This window comes from Marinicella gelatinilytica (assembly GCF_026410405.1).
Classification (GTDB): Bacteria; Pseudomonadota; Gammaproteobacteria; order Xanthomonadales; family Marinicellaceae; genus Marinicella; species Marinicella gelatinilytica.
In genome coordinates, this window is sequence record NZ_JAPMLN010000006.1 from 76,799 (window position 1) to 97,177 (window position 20,379).

The 20,379-nt window shown below is 42.5% G+C and carries 21 protein-coding genes and 1 tRNA gene; 1 reads left to right on the forward strand and 21 read right to left on the reverse strand.

Going from position 1 to position 20,379, the window contains the following annotated elements; genetic code table 11:
* Position 1 precedes the first annotated feature (1 nt).
* From OS173_RS05465 to OS173_RS05555, 19 genes are all read right to left on the reverse strand, one after another.
* Positions 2-1,507 (reverse strand): NADH-quinone oxidoreductase subunit M, encoded by a 1,506-nt coding sequence (locus OS173_RS05465; protein WP_267183258.1) that lies wholly within the window; start codon positions 1,505-1,507, stop codon positions 2-4.
* Between the two features lie 15 nt (positions 1,508-1,522).
* The gene (gene nuoL / locus OS173_RS05470) at positions 1,523-3,481 is read right to left on the reverse strand and encodes an NADH-quinone oxidoreductase subunit L (RefSeq protein WP_267183259.1); all 1,959 of its coding nucleotides are present in this window, start codon (positions 3,479-3,481) and stop codon (positions 1,523-1,525) included.
* Positions 3,482-3,483: 2 nt separating this feature from the next.
* On the reverse strand, positions 3,484-3,792 hold the full coding sequence (nuoK, locus tag OS173_RS05475; protein ID WP_267183260.1) for an NADH-quinone oxidoreductase subunit NuoK: 309 nt from the start codon (positions 3,790-3,792) through the stop codon (positions 3,484-3,486).
* Positions 3,789-4,415: an NADH-quinone oxidoreductase subunit J gene (locus OS173_RS05480; RefSeq protein ID WP_267183261.1), complete on the reverse strand. Its 627-nt coding sequence runs from the start codon at positions 4,413-4,415 to the stop codon at positions 3,789-3,791. Before OS173_RS05480 ends, nuoK begins: the two co-directional genes overlap by 4 nt.
* The gene (nuoI, locus tag OS173_RS05485) at positions 4,415-4,903 is read right to left on the reverse strand and encodes an NADH-quinone oxidoreductase subunit NuoI (RefSeq protein ID WP_456085701.1); all 489 of its coding nucleotides are present in this window, start codon (positions 4,901-4,903) and stop codon (positions 4,415-4,417) included. The genes OS173_RS05480 and nuoI overlap by 1 nt, the downstream gene beginning before the upstream one ends.
* Positions 4,904-4,919: 16 nt before the next feature.
* Positions 4,920-5,942, reverse strand: a complete 1,023-nt coding sequence (gene nuoH, locus OS173_RS05490) for an NADH-quinone oxidoreductase subunit NuoH (protein ID WP_267183263.1) — start codon at positions 5,940-5,942, stop codon at positions 4,920-4,922.
* A complete protein-coding gene (gene nuoG, locus OS173_RS05495; RefSeq protein WP_267183264.1) occupies positions 5,939-8,272 on the reverse strand; it encodes an NADH-quinone oxidoreductase subunit NuoG in 2,334 nt (777 codons plus the stop codon). Before nuoG ends, nuoH begins: the two co-directional genes overlap by 4 nt.
* Positions 8,269-9,546, reverse strand: coding sequence for an NADH-quinone oxidoreductase subunit NuoF (gene nuoF / locus OS173_RS05500; RefSeq protein WP_267183265.1), 1,278 nt, complete (start codon positions 9,544-9,546; stop codon positions 8,269-8,271). The genes nuoG and nuoF overlap by 4 nt, the downstream gene beginning before the upstream one ends.
* The gene (gene nuoE, locus OS173_RS05505) at positions 9,546-10,070 is read right to left on the reverse strand and encodes an NADH-quinone oxidoreductase subunit NuoE (RefSeq protein WP_267183266.1); all 525 of its coding nucleotides are present in this window, start codon (positions 10,068-10,070) and stop codon (positions 9,546-9,548) included. Before nuoE ends, nuoF begins: the two co-directional genes overlap by 1 nt.
* On the reverse strand, positions 10,070-11,323 hold the full coding sequence (locus OS173_RS05510) for an NADH-quinone oxidoreductase subunit D (RefSeq protein ID WP_267183267.1): 1,254 nt from the start codon (positions 11,321-11,323) through the stop codon (positions 10,070-10,072). The genes nuoE and OS173_RS05510 overlap by 1 nt, the downstream gene beginning before the upstream one ends.
* The gene (locus OS173_RS05515; RefSeq protein WP_267183268.1) at positions 11,323-12,036 is read right to left on the reverse strand and encodes an NADH-quinone oxidoreductase subunit C; all 714 of its coding nucleotides are present in this window, start codon (positions 12,034-12,036) and stop codon (positions 11,323-11,325) included. The genes OS173_RS05510 and OS173_RS05515 overlap by 1 nt, the downstream gene beginning before the upstream one ends.
* Positions 12,033-12,545: a NuoB/complex I 20 kDa subunit family protein gene (locus OS173_RS05520; RefSeq protein WP_323373175.1), complete on the reverse strand. Its 513-nt coding sequence runs from the start codon at positions 12,543-12,545 to the stop codon at positions 12,033-12,035. Before OS173_RS05520 ends, OS173_RS05515 begins: the two co-directional genes overlap by 4 nt.
* Entirely contained in the window at positions 12,536-12,892 is a 357-nt protein-coding gene (locus tag OS173_RS05525) for an NADH-quinone oxidoreductase subunit A (RefSeq protein ID WP_267183269.1), read from the reverse strand. Before OS173_RS05525 ends, OS173_RS05520 begins: the two co-directional genes overlap by 10 nt.
* Positions 12,893-12,921: 29 nt before the next feature.
* Positions 12,922-13,008 (reverse strand) — tRNA-Leu (locus OS173_RS05530).
* 68 nt (positions 13,009-13,076) lie between these two features.
* Entirely contained in the window at positions 13,077-13,556 is a 480-nt protein-coding gene (secG, locus tag OS173_RS05535; RefSeq protein ID WP_267183270.1) for a preprotein translocase subunit SecG, read from the reverse strand.
* Positions 13,557-13,614: 58 nt separating this feature from the next.
* Positions 13,615-14,391 (reverse strand): triose-phosphate isomerase, encoded by a 777-nt coding sequence (gene tpiA, locus OS173_RS05540; RefSeq protein ID WP_456085702.1) that lies wholly within the window; start codon positions 14,389-14,391, stop codon positions 13,615-13,617.
* Positions 14,384-16,990 (reverse strand): DNA gyrase subunit A, encoded by a 2,607-nt coding sequence (gyrA, locus tag OS173_RS05545; protein ID WP_267183272.1) that lies wholly within the window; start codon positions 16,988-16,990, stop codon positions 14,384-14,386. Before gyrA ends, tpiA begins: the two co-directional genes overlap by 8 nt.
* Positions 16,991-17,155: 165 nt before the next feature.
* Positions 17,156-18,265 carry a tRNA guanosine(34) transglycosylase Tgt gene (gene tgt / locus OS173_RS05550; protein WP_456085699.1) on the reverse strand — a complete coding sequence of 370 codons (1,110 nt, stop codon included), beginning with the start codon at positions 18,263-18,265 and terminating at the stop codon, positions 17,156-17,158.
* Positions 18,266-18,305: 40 nt separating this feature from the next.
* Positions 18,306-18,791 (reverse strand): low molecular weight protein-tyrosine-phosphatase, encoded by a 486-nt coding sequence (locus OS173_RS05555; protein WP_267183273.1) that lies wholly within the window; start codon positions 18,789-18,791, stop codon positions 18,306-18,308.
* A gap of 96 nt (positions 18,792-18,887) precedes the next feature.
* Here OS173_RS05555 and OS173_RS05560 point away from each other — a divergent pair, with 96 nt between their 5' ends.
* Positions 18,888-19,745, forward strand: coding sequence for a PPK2 family polyphosphate kinase (locus tag OS173_RS05560; protein ID WP_267183274.1), 858 nt, complete (start codon positions 18,888-18,890; stop codon positions 19,743-19,745).
* Here OS173_RS05560 and OS173_RS05565 read toward each other — a convergent pair.
* Positions 19,729-19,986: a YcgL domain-containing protein gene (locus OS173_RS05565; protein WP_267183275.1), complete on the reverse strand. Its 258-nt coding sequence runs from the start codon at positions 19,984-19,986 to the stop codon at positions 19,729-19,731. The genes OS173_RS05560 and OS173_RS05565 overlap by 17 nt on opposite strands.
* Before the next feature lie 7 nt (positions 19,987-19,993).
* Positions 19,994-20,296 (reverse strand): hypothetical protein, encoded by a 303-nt coding sequence (locus OS173_RS05570; protein WP_267183276.1) that lies wholly within the window; start codon positions 20,294-20,296, stop codon positions 19,994-19,996.
* Positions 20,297-20,379: the final 83 nt, after the last annotated feature.

A 20,379-nucleotide genomic window follows, 5' to 3' on the forward strand; every position in this document is an offset into this window, starting at 1 on the left:
ATTAAATCACCTTACTCACTGACACGTGTTCAATCACTTGTTGAACAGAAACACGCATGACGTCAACCAACGGCTCGGGCCAAACTCCAAGAACCAAAACCAAGATAGCCAATACGGCCAAAATAAAAAACTCTCTGGAACTTACATCTTGCAATGATTCAACAGCCTCATTGGTGATGGGGCCAAAAACCACTCGCTTAACCATCCACAAAGAATAGGACGCACCTAAAATTAATGTTAACGCGGCGCTAAATGCAATCCAGAAATTTGCTTTAAAACTGGCCAAAATCACCATAAACTCACCGACAAAACCGGAGGTGCCGGGTAAACCTGAATTAGCCATAGCAAAGAACACAAAAAATCCACCAAACCATGGCATGGTACTAAGAACACCACCATAGTCGCGAATCATACGAGTGTGCAAGCGATCATATAAAACGCCCACACAAAGGAACATGGCAGCAGAAATGAAACCATGAGAAATCATTTGTACCACTGCACCTGTTAAAGCCATTTCAGAGTTTCCATCAACTTTCATCAACAAAAACACCAAGAAGATACCTAATGTCACAAAACCCATGTGAGAAATTGATGAATAGGCAATCAGTTTTTTCATGTCTTTTTGCACAATGGCAACTAAACCAATATAAATAATGGCAATTAATGACAGTGTGATAAGCAACCAAGCATATTCAAGACTGGCATCCGGCAGAATCGGTAACGATAAGCGAATAAAACCATAACCACCCACTTTTAACATGATGGCTGCCAGAATCACAGAACCACCAGTTGGTGCCTCAACGTGGGCATCAGGTAACCAAGTATGAACCGGAAACATGGGTATTTTCACTGCAAATGCAGCTAGGAAAGCAAAAAACAACCAGGTTTGTTCCTGTAAACTTAAAGGCAAAGCCGCCAGTTCTGTTAAATTCCATGTACCTCCTTTCATATACAAGTAAATCAAGCCAATTAACATTAAAACCGAACCTAAAAATGTATATAAAAAGAACTTAATGGTGGCGTAAACCCGATTCGGTCCACCCCAGACACCGATGATAATAAACATCGGAATTAACATGGCTTCGAAAAACAGATAGAACAATAACGCGTCATGCGCCACAAAAACACCTATCAGCAAGCCCTCTAAAATGAGCATAGCCGCCATATACTGGTGTACATGTTTATCAATCACCCGCCAAGCGGATAAAATAATAAGCACCGTTATGAGTGTGGTTAAGATAACCAATGGCATGGAAATACCATTAACACCAATATGATAATGAATATCCAAAGCGCCAATCCACACCAGATTTTCGACAAACTGCATGGAGGCTGAACTGCCATCAAACTGTATCCATAAAGGTAAGCTCAATAGAAAGGTAGCCATGGCCAAAGCAAATGTCAATAACTTCACCATTCCGGCCCGTTGCTGCCCTAACGCCAGCACCAATAAGCCACCAATGATAGGCAGCCAAATAAGTAAACTCAATAATGATTGTTCAAACATAGTTAAGACTGCCTATTAAAAGAGGTAGAAACTGATGAAAACGATGACTCCAACCACCATCACCAAAGCATAATGGAAGACATAGCCTGATTGAAATGGCCGTATCAGTTTAGACACACCATTGACGAATTTGGCACTGCCATTGACAATCAGTCCATCGATGAATCGACTATCTGACCATTTCCACAACGCTTCACCCAATTTCAGAGTGCCGCCAACAATGTATTTTTGATTAAATGTATCAAACCCATATTTGTTGATTAAGATACGATGTATCGGCCCCACTCGTTTTTTGATTTTGGTTGATAAGCCAGGCTTTTTCAGATAAACCCAAGTCGCCACTGCAAATCCCAATAAAGACAAGAAGAACGGCATCGCCATCATGCCATGCAAGGTAAAGCTGACCGGTCCTTCAAAATGGTATAAACCCAATTCTTTAACCACATCATTACCGGCATTAACAACTATGGCGTCATTCATAAAGCCACCAAACAGTAACGGTTCAATGGTCATCCAACCGATAAATATAGACGGAATGGCCAATAAAATTAACGGCAAAGTAACCACCCATGGTGATTCTTTTAACTGTTCTTTAGTGTGATTATCCATGCGTTCTTTACCGTGGAAGGTCAAGTACAGCAATCTAAAGCTATACAAAGCTGTCACGAAAACACCCAATAAAACTGCCCAATATGCAACGCCGGATCCCCAACGATTGGATAAGTGAGTGGCTTCAATAATGACGTCCTTAGAAAAGAAGCCAGAACTTCCCGGGAAACCAGCCAATGCCAGGCTTCCAATCCACATTACCACAAAAGTGATGGGCATGTATTTACGCAAACCTCCCATCTCTTTCATATCTTGTTTATGATGCATGGCAATAATCACGGAACCTGCGCCCAAGAACAACAGGGCTTTAAAGAAGGCATGCGTCATTAAATGGAAGATGGCAGCAGAATAAGCAGACACACCTAACGCCACTGTCATATAACCCAGTTGAGATAAAGTGGAATAAGCAATAACACGTTTAATGTCATTCTGAACAATGCCGATTAAACCCATAAAAAAGGCTGTAAATGCACCAATCAACATAACAAAACTTAACGCCACATCAGACATTTCAAATAATGGCGACATTCGGGTGACCATAAATATACCGGCTGTCACCATGGTTGCGGCATGAATTAATGCCGAAATCGGCGTCGGGCCTTCCATGGAATCCGGTAACCAGACGTGCAAAGGCGCCTGTGCTGATTTACCCATGGCACCGATAAATAAAGCAATACAAATAACTGTAATCAAAGACCATTCTGCCGACCCGAACAAGGCGATGGTTTTACCGGCAACTTGTGGTGCCCGTTCAAATACTTCTGCATAATCCAAACTACCAAAGGCATATAAAACGCCGGCAATACCAATTAAAAAACCAAAGTCACCAACACGATTAACCATAAACGCCTTTAAGTTAGCGAATACCGCCGATTCTTTTTTATACCAAAAACCGATTAACAGATAAGACACCAAACCTACCGCTTCCCAACCAAAGAACAACTGCATAAAGTTGTTACTCATAACCAGCATTAACATCGAGAAGGTAAATAAAGAAATGTACGAGAAAAACCGTTGGTAACCGGGATCATCCTTCATATAGCCAACGGTATAAATGTGTACCATTAATGACACAAAAGTGACAACCGACATCATTATCGCGGTGAGTGAATCCACTAAAAATCCAACATTTATGGAGACATCACCGGCAACAGCCCAGGTATATAAATTTTCATTAAATGGCGCTTCACCACCGCTGATAAATTGCCATAAAACTTTGAGTGACAATATACAGGATAAACCCACTGCTAAAATAGTAACGCTGTGTGCACCGATACGTCCAACTTGACGCCCGAATAAACCGGCGATGGCGGCTGCCACTAATGGTGCAAAAGCAATCAACATTAAACTTGTTTTCATTTCCATGATTAGCCCTCTAATTCGTTAATGTCATCGACCTCAAGGCTTTTCTTGTTTCTAAAAAGCATCACTAATATGGCCAGACCGATGGCGGCTTCAGCAGCTGCCACAGTGAGAATAAAAAAAACAAAAACTTGTCCATCGACATTTCCTAAAAACTTAGAGAAAGCAATGAAATTGGTGTTCACGGATAACAACAATAATTCAAGTGACATAAGCACCACCAAGATATTACGGCGGTTAGCAAAAATACCCGTTAAACTCACCATAAATAACAAGGTTGAAAAGATTAAATAATGGGTTAACGTTAAACTCATGACTCTTCTCCATCGCCTTTTTCAGCATCCATTGAGACCATCCGCAGTCGGTCAGCCGGATTAACATGAATCTGTTTAGAGGCATCGATTTGTTTGTTTTCAGGGCGTTTACGTATGGTCAGCATAATGGCCGCAATAATGGCAACCAACAATATGACAGCCGCTATTTCAAATGGATAAACATAGTCTATAAATATGGATCGTCCAATTTCTGTGACATTGCTGTAATCAGCACCTTGTCTTATCAGGTCATCTGCAGGTAGTTGGCTTTTCAGACGATAAGCAAATAACATGATAAGTTGAACCAGCATGGCTGCAGCTATTAACAGAGCAGCTTTGGTGTAACCACTTTTTAATTGGCTTCTCGTCACTTTTTTAACGTCTAACATCATAATAACGAATAAGAATAAGACCATCACGGCGCCAACATACACCAACACCAAAATAATGGCCAAAAATTCAGCTTCAATTAATAGCCATAAAATAGCCACATTAAAAAAGCACAGTACCAAAAATAAGGCTGAGTACACCGTGTTTTTAACACTGACCACAGCCATCCCCGACCCGATGGCAATGGCACCAAACAGGTAAAATAATACTTGTTGTAATAATTCAGGAGTCATTATCTATACTTCTTATCTTGTTCACGGGCATCAGCAATTTGCTCTTCATACATATCACCAATGGCTAATAATTGCTCTTTTGTTATGACTTTCTTATTGCTCGTTTCCATGTGGTATTCATGGATATCTGTTTCTACAATGGAATCAACCGGACATGATTCCTCACAAAAACCACAATAAATACATTTAAATAAATCAATTTCATAACGGGTGGTTCGACGGGTACCATCTTCACGCTCTTCAGAGTCAATGGTAATGGCCGCTGCCGGGCAAACCGCCTCACATAATTTACAAGCAATACAACGTTCTTCACCATTTGGGTAACGTCGTAAAGCATGCAATCCACGAAATCGCGGTGATTTAGGGGTTTTTTCTTCCGGATAGCGCACCGTAAATTTACGTTTAAAGAAATATTTTTGCGTCAGAAACATGCCCTGGCGAATTTCTTTAAGCGTTAAACTTTTTAAATATTTGACGATTTTAGACATCATTTACTCCTGATGGTTAAAACCAAGGGCCAATTTGGTAAACTTTTAAAACAGCCGCAACCATAATCCATACAATGGTAATCGGAATGAATACTTTCCAACCCAAACGCATGATTTGATCATAACGATAACGTGGCAAGGTTGCCCGCAACCAGAAATAGATATACAAAAAGATGGCAGTTTTTCCGATAAACCACAGAATACTTGGTTGGGCTAACCAACTGTCACCCCATATCGGCGAATACCAGCCACCTAAAAACATAATTGTTGCCAATGCAGATATAAGAATCATATTGGCATATTCCCCTAAAAAGAATAAAGCAAAGGCCGCGCCAGAATATTCCACATGAAACCCGGCAACGATTTCAGACTCACCTTCCGCCACATCAAAAGGCAACCGATTAGTTTCAGCAACACCCGAGATGTAATAAACAATAAATAGCGGAAATAAGGGAATGAAGTACCAGTTAAAAATACCACCTTGTTGGCCTTCGACGATACCGGTTAGATTTAAAGTACCGGCAGCCACCAAAACACCAACTAAAGCAAAACCCATGGCAATTTCATAAGAAATAATTTGTGCAGCTGAACGTAATGCACCCAATAACGCATATTTTGAGTTGGAGGCCCAACCGGCAATAATAACGCCATAAACACCCAACGAAGTCATGGCCAAAACGTAAATGAGCCCGGCATTAATATCCGCCAATACCAAACCTTCTGAGAAAGGAATCACCGCCCAAGCCGCAAAGGCTGTGGCCAAAGTTATCATCGGTGCTATAACAAATAAAAACTTATGGGCTTTTTGTGGAAAAATAATTTCTTTTGTTAATAATTTCAGTACATCAGCAAAAGGTTGGCCAATTCCACGTAACTTAAAACCTAAAAACCCGACTCGATTAGGACCAATCCTGGAATGCATAAAACCAATGACTTTACGCTCAAAATACGTCAGGTAGGCAACCACTAAGATAACGGATAAAACAATGGCTAATATTTTTGCCATTGTCCACGCTAAATAAATCAGAGTCTCCATCATGATTGGGCTCCTATGATACTCACCGATAACTCACCGGCATTAATATTCAAGCTACTGTCTCGCCCCATATTGATGACGGCGGAACTTGCTGGAACCGCATCGTCAGTGGCCAGTGTTAATTCAGCATAGCGACCATTTTGTTCAACAGATACCAAATCTCCAACTGCAAAGCCGATGGAAACCAAATCACCCGGATTGACATAAACAGTGTCAGCTGTCGCCAACTTAGATTCCTGTAATGGTGCAGAACGGCGAACCAGCATATCTCCGTCATAAATACCATGATGCGGGAATAACACCAAACCCTTAACCTTTAATTGGTTAACTTTAGCTAATACCGGATTTTCAGATGTCAAGGTTTTCAGCTTTTCTGTTTCTTGCATCAGCTCGTAGACATCTTCGTAATCAAAGCCATCAAAGCCCATCACATTTCCTAACACCCGAAGCACACGCCAACCTGGCTTGCTTTCACCCGGTGCTTTATGTGCCACCAGTGCGGTTTGACGTTGGCCGTAGTTATTAACTAAGCTACCACTTGATTCAGGCAATAATGTGGTTGGCAAAATCAGATCAGCACGGGCTTTAAGTGCATCATCACAAAATGCATTAAATACAACAGTCATCTCACTGTTAATTAAGCACTCTTTAATTTTAGCTGGTTCAGCGAAGTCCTGAATTTCTGCTTGATAAATGATGTTTACAGTGTGATCATTGTTTTTAATGTCCTGATCATTGTAGAGACCATTTAAAGCAGCGCCCATGGTGTTCGCACCATCGACCACCTCATTTACAGAGGCATTAATCAATGCGGCCATCCAGTGAACCAAAGCGTTAATTAAATTAGCCTGAGGATGTCGATTCGCAATTTGTCCAACAACAAATAACGCACCCTCTTCCTTCTTCAATAGTTTTTTCGCCAGCGAGTTGATGTCTTCATCAGCATGCTGTTGACTAAGCCATTCACCTAAAGCACCATCTGGTTTTTGACCGCTGATTTCAGATAAACTAACCGCCAATGAACCTAATTTCTCTACCCAAGCCAATTGATGCCCGGTGATGTCTAAATTCAAATCAAAATTTTGTTCAAAATGGCAAGGGCCAAAGGCATTAATCTGTGCGCCATGTAGCCAGGCTTGTCGTATTTTATGGTTTAATATGGGTTGCTCATGACGGGCATAGGTTCCAACCATGATAATATTTTTCTGCTTAGCCACATCAGTCAGGGCCACGTCGGTTCGTGGTGCGCGATAAGGACCACTGAAGTCAACGTGGGTTAACCTGTGTTCATGTTGATCACTGCCTAATTGTTTAAATAATTTTTTTAACAAATAGTATTCTTCGCTGGTGGCATGTTGTCCGGCATATAGTGCAATTTCTTGCGGTGCTGTATTCTTTAATTTGTCAGCCAATATACGCAAAGCATCATCCCAGGAAATCACATTCCACTGACCACTTTTTTTAACCATTGGCTGGGTAATGCGGTCTTTGTCATTATTCAATCCGTGAATACCGTAACGATCTCTATCCGACAACCAGGCTTCATTAATGCTTTCGTTTTTTTGTGGTACAGCACGCAAAATTTTTCCGTGTCGCGTGTGGTAGTAAATATTAGAGCCAAGACCATCGTGCATCGATAAACCGGCAGTGGCCATAAGCTCCCAAGCTCGGGCTTTAAAACGAAATGGTTTGTTGGTCAATGCGCCCACCGGACATAAATCAATGATGTTACCGGACATTTCAGAATCCAGACCCTGACCAATGGCTGTGGCTATATAGGTGCGATCACCGCGCCCTATGCCGCCCAATTCATCGGTACCGGCAATTTCATTTAAAAACCGAACACAACGTGTACAATGAATACAGCGAGTCATATCGGATGCCACTAAGCTGCCTAAATCTTCATCTGCAACAGAACGTTTACCTTCCACAAAACGCGAGACATCACGACCATATCCCATGGCCACATCTTGTAACTCACATTCGCCACCCTGATCACAAATCGGACAATCCAATGGGTGGTTGATTAATAAGAACTCCATGGCATTTTTCTGACCACTGGTGGCTCTTTTTGATCGGGTATAGATCTTCATACCTTCAGCAACCGGAGTGGCGCATGCCGGTAAGGGTTTAGGCGCTTTTTCGACATCCACCATACACATGCGACAGTTGGCCGCAATCGATAGTTTTTCGTGATAGCAAAACCGGGGAACGTTGATGCCATGACGGTCGGTGGCATGAATAATCATGCTGCCTTTATCGGCTAATACGGTTTGACCATCAATTTCAATGGTAACCTTATCGTCAGGTACCTGATTGCTTGTCTCGGTCATGAAGTTAACCTCTCATTCATTGATTTTTTGTGTTTGACAATATATTCAAACTCATCCCAATAGTATTTTAAAATACCTTGTACCGGCCAAGCTGCCGCTTCACCGAAGGCACAAATGGTATGACCTTCAATTTGCCCTGCAGCTTGACGCAACAGTTCAATGTCTTTTTGTTCACCACCACCGGCTAAAATACGATCCAACATGCGATACATCCATCCGGTACCTTCACGGCACGGTGTACACTGGCCACAAGACTCCATATAGTAAAAACGTGATATGCGTTGACACACTTCCACCATACAAGTACCTTCAGCCATGACGATAACAGCACCCGACCCTAATCCGGAGCCGGCTTCGCCAATGGAATCATAATCCATGGTTAAACCCATCATTACCTCTGCAGGTAATACTTTCATGGATGAACCTCCGGGGATGACTGCTTTCAGTTTTTTTCCATCTAGCACACCACCGGCTAATTCCAGTAAATCTTTAAATGGTGTACCAAGTGGGATTTCATAGTTGCCGGGTTTATTGACATGACCGGATACTGAAAATATTTTGACACCACCGTTATTTGGCTTACCTAATTCCAAGAACCAATCTGCACCTTTGCGCATTATCGCAGGCACAGAAGCCAGTGACTCAGTATTGTTAATTGTGGTTGGTCTACCGTAAATACCGTAATTAGCAGGAAACGGGGGCTTGTAACGAGGTAAACCTTTTTTACCTTCTAAAGATTCCATTAAAGCAGTTTCTTCGCCACAAATGTAAGCCCCGGCACCATAAGTACCTATAATATCCACATCAATACCAGTGTCTTGAATGTTTTTACCTAACAGTCCGGCGTCATAAGCTTCTTTTACGGCTGCCTCAAAATTTTCGTAAGGCTCATGGTGGAATTCACCACGCAAATAGTTATAACCCACTGTGGCACCCATGGCATAACAACCAATGGCCATACCTTCAATCAAGGCGTGTGGGTTATAACGAAGAATATCGCGATCATGACAAGTTCCCGGCTCAGATTCATCTGAGTTACACAGTAGATACTTTTGCCCAGGTGCATCTTTAGGCATAAAACTCCATTTTAAACCGGTCGGAAATCCAGCCCCACCGCGACCTCTTAATGCTGAAGCCTTAATGGTATTAATAATTTCGTCGCGGTCAGTTTTTTCTGCCAGAATTTTTTTCCAGGCTTGATAACCACCCTTATCTAAATAGTTTTGTAACGAATGATCCTTATCAGGATTCAAACAAACATGAACTTGTTCCATTAATCCAAACCTCCGAGTATCTCATCGATACTTTGTTCGGTTAAATTTTCATGGTAATGACCATCTACAATCATCATCGGAGCACCAGTACAAGCTGCCACACATTCTTCTTCTTTAACTAAAGTAATGCGGCCGTCTTCAGTGGTTTCACCCAGTTTAATACCAAGTTTATTTTCAGCATACTGAACAATTTTTTCGGAACCGCGCAACATACATGAAATATTGGTACAAATTGAAATTTTATGCCGCCCAACCGGTTGGGTATGAAACATGGAATAAAACTCAGCAGCTTCACGCACCCAAACCAGAGGAATATCAAGATATTCCGATACAGCAGACATAAGCTCTGTACTTATCCATCCAATATTCTGGTCCTGTACTGCATGCAAAGCACCCAATACCGCGGAACGTCTTTGTTCATGTGGATATTTATTTAACCAATAATCAATGGTCGCTTTAGTCTCATCCGTCAATAAATGCAGATGAGATTTTTCTTTATTTTGTGGATTGACAATCTGAAACATCAGCGATCTATCTCCCCGAAAACAATGTCCATAGTTCCGATAACGGCCACAACATCCGATAACATGTGGCCTTTCACCATGTCGTTCATGGCTGACAGGTGAGCAAAACCGGGCGCTCTTAATTTAACCCGAAACGGTTTATTTGAATCATCAGAGATCATGTAAACACCAAATTCGCCTTTAGGCGCTTCTACTGCACTATAGACTTCACCGGCCGGTACTGAATAACCTTCCGTAAATAACTTAAAGTGCATGATTAATGATTCCATGTCTTCTTTCATGGTGGCGCGTTTTGGCGGTACAACCTTGTAGTTATCAGCCATCACCGGCCCAGGATTATTTCTAAGCCACGCCACGCACTGCTTAATAATTTTTCCTGATTGTGCCATTTCTTCCATACGCACCAAATAACGATCATAGCAATCGCCGTTAACACCCACTGGAACATCAAAATCAACTTTATCGTAAGCTGCATAGGTTTGTTTTTTACGTAAATCCCACGCCACGCCACTTCCCCGCAGCATTGGACCCGTGAATCCCCAAGCCTTCGCTTGTTCCGGAGAGACCACACCAACACCGACAGTTCGTTGTTTCCAAATACGGTTTTCCTCTAATAAAGTACGGTATTCATTTAATTTATTAGGAAAATCGTCAATAAAAGCTTCTATAAAGTCCAGCAAAGAACCTTCACGCCACTCATTGGCCTGTTTTAGATCATTGCCTTTGGTCCATTGACTTTCTTTGTGTTTCGGCATTTTTTCCGGTAAGTCCCGGTATACACCACCTGGTCGATAATAAGTGGCATGCATACGTGCACCGGAGACCGCCTCATACATATCCATACACATTTCGCGTTCACGAAAAGCATACAAAAACAATGCCATTGAACCCAAATCAAGACCATGGGTACCTATCCACATCAGATGATTTCTAATACGGGTAATTTCGTCGAACATGGTGCGGATGTATTGAGCACGAATCGGTGCCTCCAGATGCAGTAATTTTTCAATGGCACGCACATAGGCATGCTCATTACACATCATAGATACATAATCGAGGCGATCCATGTAACCAATTGATTGATTAAAGGGTTTGGTTTCAGCTAACTTTTCTGTGGCACGGTGCAATAAACCCACATGCGGATCGGCATGGGTAATCACTTCTCCATCCATTTCCAGAATAAGCCGCAAAACACCATGCGCCGCCGGATGTTGCGGCCCAAAGTTCATTGTATAGTTTTTAATTTCAGCCATTATGAATTCTCCTGATTGGCCGCATTATCGACGTATCGCGAATCGCGACGAATGGTTTTTGGAACCAATACCCGGGGCTCAATTGACACCGGTTGATAAACCACTCGTTTCTTATCTTCGTCATATTTAACTTCAACATTTCCAATTAACGGGAAATCTTTACGGAAAGGATGACCAATAAAACCATAATCAGTCAATATACGACGTAAGTCAGGGTGTCCTTGAAAAATAATGCCGTATAAATCAAAAGCTTCACGCTCAAACCAATTGACGCCGGCCCAGATATCAACCAATGATGGCACCACCAGCATGCCTTCATCTGGCGCAAAGCATTTTAATGTTAACCGTTGGTTTTTGTTAAGTGACAACAACTGCACAACAACAGCAAAACGATTGGTAATGGTTTCCTTGCGTCGCTCACTCCATGTGAATCGACCCGGACCTTTACCTCGGATACCGCGACTAAATCCGGTAGAGGTTACTTCGTCAGTCGGCCATTCAGGCTCGCCATAGCTGAGGTAATCAACACCACATAAGTCAATGCATTGATCAAAATCAAAATCTCGATCATCTCGCAAGGTTTTCGCGACTTCCAACCAAGATTCAACGGGCACGGTACAGATAACACCATTAACTGTCTCTTTAATGTGTATATCGATGTCACTAAAATGAGTGTGCAAACTCTTACTTAGCTGTCTTTTATAAATACTCATGATGTTCTTGCAATGGTGTTGGTACGTTTGATTTTTTTCTGTAACTGCAAAATACCATAAATAAGCGCCTCTGCAGTTGGTGGACAACCGGGCACGTAAATATCCACCGGTACCACGCGATCACATCCCCGCACCACCGAATATGAATAATGGTAGTAGCCACCCCCGTTGGCGCAAGAACCCATCGATATCACAAATTTTGGCTCAGGCATTTGATCATAGACCTTGCGTAACGCCGGCGCCATTTTGTTAACCAAGGTGCCGGCCACAATCATGACATCAGATTGTCTTGGCGAGGGTCTAAAAATAACACCGAAGCGGTCTAAATCATAACGTGCCGCACCGGCATGCATCATTTCAACGGCACAACAGGCCAAACCAAAGGTCATCGGCCACAATGAACCTGTCCTTGCCCAGTGTAATAAATCATCAACCCGAGCCGTAACAAAACCTTTGTCTTGCATGCCCTGGTCAACCACCGGCTGTAAAATATTATCGACTATTCCCATTCCAGTGCTCCTTTTTTCCACTCATAAATAAAACCTATGACCAACAGTAACAAAAACAAGAACATAGAAACCAGGCCAAAAGCACCTAATTCAGTTAACACAACTGCCCAAGGAAATAAAAAGGCAATTTCTAAATCAAAAATAATAAATAAGATGGCCACCAAATAGAATCGCACATCAAATTTCATGTGAGCATCATCGAATGCTTCAAAACCACACTCGTAGGGTGAAACTTTCTCGTCGGTGGTTTTTCGGGTTCCGAATAACATCCCAAGCGAAATTAACACCACGCCAAGGCCGACAGAAACGGCCAAAAACAATAACACCGGAAAATATGCGGCAATCATACATCCATCCTTATTTTATTTATCAATATTGGTGCCGAAGGCCGGACTTGAACCGGCACGACTGTTAAGCCACTACCCCCTCAAGATAGCGTGTCTACCAATTCCACCACTTCGGCACATAATAAGTCATACTCTTTATGCAAAATTATGACACTCAAAACGAACCCGACATGATACGCTCCACTTACTGGTTACCGCCTTGATCTTCATCAATCGGTTGTGGCTGAACCTCAGAGGCATCTTCATTTGTCGGCTCCACAGGTTCAACTGTGTTTTGTTCAGCTTGCTCAGCTGATTGTGTTTGTTGCTGTGGCAAATTATCATTCGCCATATCACCTTCACCAGGGATTAAAGCATCGGTACGTTGCCCACTGTCTAAGGTTCCCATAACCCCTAAATCCTGGCCTTCTGCTTTATCAGTTACGCCATGGGTGTTTTGAAAATCCATGCTAATGGCCATGGTAATTATAAAAAACAAGGTGGCCAGCACGGCTGTGCTTTTTGAGAGAAATGAACTGGATCCCTTGGCACCAAAAACTGTACCAGATGCGCCACTTCCAAAAGCTGAACCGGCGGTGGCTCCAGGCCCTCTTTGCACCAAAATAAAACCAATCAGGGCAATGGTTACCAGCACTTGTATTATGTTTAAAAAATTAATCGTCATTTAATTGTCTCCTGACTTTGGTAAATACCGCCGTCTTAGTCAAATCTATTTCATTCGTTTAGTTTGACTGTTTTTTGTCCAATAGCTTATTTGCCTGCCGGCAAATGGCCACAAAATCTTCCGCGGCTAAAGAAGCACCGCCAATGAGTCCGCCATCAACATCCGGCATGGAAAACAACTCAAAAGCATTACTACCTTTGCAACTACCGCCATAAAGCAGCCGAATTTGGCGCGCCATTGTAACATCTTTAGATGCCAATTGAGAACGGATAAATTGATGAACTTCTTGTGCCTGTTCGGCTGAAGCCGTCAACCCCGTACCAATTGCCCATATGGGCTCATACGCCAAAAGACATTGGCCGGCATTATCCGCATCTAGTAAGTCAATCACAGCGGCAAGCTGACGCTCAATCACAGCAAAAGTCTCATTATTTTCACGTTGTTGCTGGCTTTCACCCACACAAATAATTGGCATTAATCCCTGCGCCAGAGCTTGTTTGAATTTAGCGCGCACCAAAGCGTCATCCTCACCATGATGTTGTCGCCGTTCAGAATGACCAATTAACACCAACTGAGCACCCACATCTTTGAGCATTGCGGCACTAATTTCACCGGTATGTGCACCAGACGCGTGGGCACTGACATCTTGAGCGCCGACAATTAAAGAACGAGGCGCAGAGTCACTTAACTGCGGCACATAAAGAAAAGGCACACACAAAGCCACATCGATGCCTTTGGCAGATTGATCATTTGTGACAAAATCTGCCATCCAATTTTTCAACATAGATTCACTGCCATGCAACTTCCAATTCCCGGCAACCATGAATTTACGCATCATCTTCACCTTCTGCGTCTTGATTACTTTCAGCACCTTGTAGATCTGTCAGCTCATCGTCTTCACCGCCTTCATCATCCATGTTGATGATTTTAGCCAATCCCACTAAAGACTCACCTTTTGACAAGCGAATCAATGTCACGCCTTGGGTATTACGTCCAACAGTAGAGATTCCGCTGACAGAAGTTCTCACCAAAGTACCGCCATCACTGATTAACATAACCTGGTCATCCGGCAGCACCTGACAAGCACCAACTAAGCGACCATTACGTTCGGAAGTTTGGATGGCAATGACACCCTGACCACCGCGGCGAATACGCGAAAACTCTTCTAATTTAGTTTGCTTACCAAAACCGTGCTCAGTACAGGTTAGCACTTGACCCTCTTCAGCCACAAACATCGAAACCACAGATTGTCCCGGTTTCATGCTGATGCCTTTTACACCTCGGGCAGTACGACCCATGGATCGCACATCACTCTCGTGAAAGCGAATACTCTTACCGGCACTGGTGAATAAAAAGACATCCTGGTCACCATTGGTGATCTCTACATTAACCAGGTAATCATCATCCAAAAGACCTAAACCAATAATACCATTAGCCCGAGGTCGAGAAAAATTCTCTAAAGAAGTTTTCTTAACAACACCTTTAGCTGTGGCAAAAAACACATAACTATCCGGATCATAATCACGCACCGGCAAGATGGCGGTAATTTTTTCTTCTTTATCCAAAGGCAGCAAATTAACCAAAGGTTTGCCACGCGCTGTTCGAGATGCCATCGGCAACTCATAAACTTTTAACCAATACACCTGACCTTGGTTACTAAAACACAATAAGGTGTCATGGGTGTTTGCAACCCATAATTTTTCAATAAAATCATCGTCCTTCATATTGGTGGCCGATTTACCTTTTCCGCCACGGGCTTGTGCGCGATAAACGTCCAGCTGTTGCATTTTCGCATAACCGGCATGCGATAAGGTTACCACCACATCTTCTTCAGGAACCAAATCGCGCATAGTCAACTCCCGTTGACGGTTTAATATGATGGTACGACGATCATCCCCGAACTGATCTTTAATTTCCAACAACTCTTCGCGAATGACTTCTAATAAACGATCCGGATTTGTCAAAATATTTAAGTATTCCTTAATAGCAACGATGATTTCTTTAAACTCATCACTGATTTTATTCTGTTCAAGGCCGGTTAAGCGATGTAATTGCAAATCCAAAATGGCTTTGGCCTGAATCGGAGATAATTGATAACCTTCAGGAAAAAAACCATAGGCATCGTCTAAATCTTCCGGACGACATAAATCTCCATTGTCATCCAACAAGGATTTAATTAAATCAGCATCCCATTTTTTAGCCAGCAAGCGATCCCTGGCTTCGGCGGGATTTTTAGAGGTTTTAATTAACTCAATAATTTCCTCAATATTAGCCAAGGCAACAGATAAACCTTCCAATATATGCGCCCGATCTCTGGCTTTGCCCAATTCGAAAATGGTTCGTCGAACAACCACTTCACGGCGATGCTTAACAAACTCGTTTAACACCTCCATTAAAGACAAGGTTCGCGGCTGACCATTGACCAGTGCCACCATATTTATACCAAACACGGTTTGCAGCTGAGTCAACTTAAACAGCTGATTTAGTATGACCTCACCGACTTCACCACGTCTTAATTCGATAACAATGCGCATACCGTCTTTATCAGACTCATCACGCAAAGCTGTAATACCTTCAAGTTTTTTATGCTTAACCAATTCCGCAATTTTTTCAATCAATCGAGCCTTATTAACCTGGTAAGGAATCTCATCAATGATAATGGTCTGTTTGCCACTGGCTTCATCCACCTCGATATCTGAGCGCGCGCGCATGTAAATTTTACCACGACCGGTTTCATAGGCATCGCGAATACCTTCGGCACCATTAATAAAGGCCGCTGTCGGGAAATCAGGGCCCGGCAAATAGGTCATAATCTCATCAAGACTGATATCAGGTTTTTCGATTAAGGCTATCACCGCATCAATCACTTCATTAAGATTATGCGGCGGTATGTTGGTGGCCATTCCTACAGCAATACCCGATGAACCGTTTACCAAGAGGGCTGGAATCCGTGTCGGCAGAACCGAAGGTTCACTGTCTGTCTCATCATAATTCGCCACAAAATCGACCGTATCTTTATCGATATCTGCCAGCATTTGATGAGAAATTTTTGCCATACGCACTTCTGTGTATCGCATGGCCGCCGGCGAATCACCATCCACGGAACCGAAGTTACCCTGACCATCAACCAACATGTAACGCATTGAAAAAGGCTGTGCCATACGCACGATGGTGTCGTAAACTGCAGAATCACCATGAGGGTGGTATTTACCAATCACATCACCCACCACCCGGGCTGATTTTTTATGGGCTTTATTCCAACTAACACCCAATACATTCATGGCATACAACACCCGACGATGAACCGGTTTCAAACCGTCTCTAACGTCCGGCAAAGCACGTCCCACAATCACACTCATCGAATAATCGAGGTATGATTTCTTCATTTCGTCTTCGATATTTATTTTGATAATATCAGTCGAATTCTCTGCCATAAACCAGCATTCCTAAGGTAAAAATTAAACGCATCATTGTAACACAATTAGACACCATATCAGGTGCCTAAATATCACTGAAATTAACTCATAATAACATCATTGAAAATAACCTGTACAACGCACTATGCCATTTAAAACCACTCACCAATAATTAGGCAAAAGTTACTTAACAGCACCTAAACGCTTAAATGTATGCTGGGCGAACTCAGTCACATTATCTTGTTCAATGGCGCTGCGAATGGCTTTCATAAAATCTTGATAGAAATACAAATTGTGAATGGTATTTAATCTCGAACCAAGCATTTCGCCACAACGATCTAAATGTCGTAAATAAGATTTGGAAAAGTTCTGGCAGGTATAGCAGCCACAATCCTTATCAATCGGTCCGGTATCAAACTGATGTTGTGCATTTCGGATTTTCACCACACCATCCCAGGTAAATAAATGACCATTACGGGCATTACGGGTTGGCATCACACAATCAAACATATCAACACCCATTAGCACAGCCGCCAATATATCTTCAGGTTTACCGACGCCCATTAAATAACGAGGTTTATCATCGGGCAAAAGAGGCGTGGTAACGGCTAAAACCTGTTCTCGCAAGTCTTTGGGCTCACCCACTGACAAGCCACCAATGGCATAGCCATGGAAATTCATTTCTGTCAAAGCAGCGGCCGAACGTTCACGTAAATGATCATACATGCCACCTTGAACAATACCGAATAAAGCATTGGGGTTACCTTGAAAAGCACGCAAACTGCGCTCGGCCCAACGTAAAGATAGCTCCATCGAATCAGCGGCCTGCTTTTCACTGGCAGGATACGGCGTACACTCATCGAAAATCATCACAATATCCGAACCCAGTTGGCGCTGTACCGCCATCGATTCCTCAGGCCCCATAAACACCCGAGAACCATCGACCGGTGAAGCAAACTCAACACCCTGTTCGGTAATTTTACGCCGTTTGGCCAATGAAAAAACCTGGAAACCACCGGAATCAGTTAATATCGGCTTATCCCAAGCCATAAAATCATGCAAGTCGCCATGCTCACTGATGACATCGGTGCCCGGACGCAACATCAGATGAAAGGTATTGCCCAATATGATTTCAGCACCAATGTCCTTTATTTCATAAGGTGCCATGGCTTTAACAGTACCATAAGTACCCACCGGCATAAAACAAGGCGTTTCCACAGTACCGCGTGAAAAAATTAATTGGCCGCGTCTGGCTTGCTGGTCTTGCTTTATCTTTTTAAATTTCACTGCCATGTTCTCGTTAAAAACCGCGCATTATAACGTATTGCCGGTGTTAACTATAATCTGACGAATCCTTGTATTCAGAAAGTAACCCAATACTGGCATCCGCCAATAAATCCAACACCAGCTCAAAACCATCGCCGTCACCGTAGTAAGGATCTGGAACTTCCGTTTCAACCCTGTCATAAGCATAAGACATCATAAGGCTCATCTTTTGATGATTGGCATCAGGAAAACGACTTTTAATTTCCATTAAATTGGCTCGATCCATGACAATTAATCGATCAAATTTCTCAAAATCTGCCGCTTCAACTTGACGCGCCCTTAAATGTTGCATATCAATACCTCGCTTTAAAGCTGCCGCTACCGAACGTTTGTCAGGTGAATGACCAATGTGATAGGCATGGGTACCGGCAGAATCAATAATAAATTCATCTTGCAAACCCGCTTTTGCTAATTGCGCTGCAAAAACCGCTTCTGCGGATGGCGAGCGACAGATATTACCCATACAGATAAACAGTATTTTATTTTTTCTCATTAAATTACCTCATTAAAGAATGAATACAAATATTCCATTTCTTGCATGAAATATCCGGCTTAGCTATGATGATTGTTTTTTATATGCGGGTATTGTATGCCATCTGTCAAAATGTTTCGCCATCAACCCGGGAAAGCCCGACCGAGTTTTAGTCAACTGCATCAATGGGTTGAAAAACAAACGACTTCTTTGAAAGACATGAGTAAGGAATTGGCTGAATTAACCGTGGATTTACAAGCAGAGAAGAAACAGTCTGTATTGGTGATATTCCAAGCCTTAGACGCAGCCGGTAAGGACAGCACCATTCGCAATGTATTCCGTTACTGTGATCCAAGCATGATAAGCAGCCAAAGCTTCAAAACCCCGTCAGCCAAAGAATCCAGTCATGATTTTATGTGGCGCTGTTACCCACACTTTCCTGCAAATGGCAAAGTCCAGATTTTCAACCGCAGCTATTATGAAGAGACTTTAGTGGTTCGGGTGCACCCACATTTTCTACAAAATCAACACATCGATATTCCCGTCAAAAAATCATTTTGGCAACAACGTTTTGACTTTATCAATCAGGTTGAAAAACACTTCACAACTAATCGTACTCGGGTTATCAAATTCATGTTAGACGTGGATAAAGACACGCAACAACAACGACTCGTCAGACGTTATGCCCGCAGTGATAAAAACTGGACATTTAACATCAATGACTTAAAGGAGCGTCAGTTTTGGGATGAATACCAGTTGGCTTTTGATGATATGCTCGACAAAACTTCCACAGAATATGCGCCCTGGTATGTTATTCCTGCCACTGATAAAAACATGATGCGTCAACTGGTGGCCACGATTATGGTCAAACAATTAAAAAAGATGGGTTTTCAACGACCTGGACTGGCTCCAATGACCGACGATGAATTGACTTTATTGTCGGAAACCATTGAAGCCACTAACCAAACTGAGTAACCCCAATGGTGTCTTTGGGGGGCATTTGTAAATGGTAACTTTGTTGCTTGAGATTCTCTCTGACCGCCTGAATGTCTTCACTTCCTAATTTTTTCCGTTCGTCTAAATCAAGATTCATAACAGCCTCACATGCCCCAAGTATTTTCTGTAAATCATCAGGCAAATCAGACACGTGAAAACCATCGGCACAATACACATAAGCACCCGTTTTTTTATTGGAACGGTAAACAGTACATTTCATAGTAATTTTAAGGTTGAGTGGCTTTTACGCCGGTAATTTTACAGGTCTCGTTGATATCCAAAACTGTGATTGTACCATCTGCCACAGGCGCCTTTAATTGGCGAGCACCGGTGGTTAAAAAATAAGTCAATTCAATATCACCGGCTGTTTGTAAGAAACTTTGCCAGCGATTTCCGGCCTGAAAACAAGTGACAGCACAACCTGACTCACCACAAGTCAAGGTTTCTCGATAGACATCCGCTGTATCCGTTTGAGCCATCACTGCGTTTTGACCCAATAACAATAAACTCAGCACAAATAATTTATTCATCTTTAAGACCTCAAGCAAATAATGTCCATTTTATAAAACACCCATGAATTGATAATTAACCAGACTGTACATTAATTGTGATG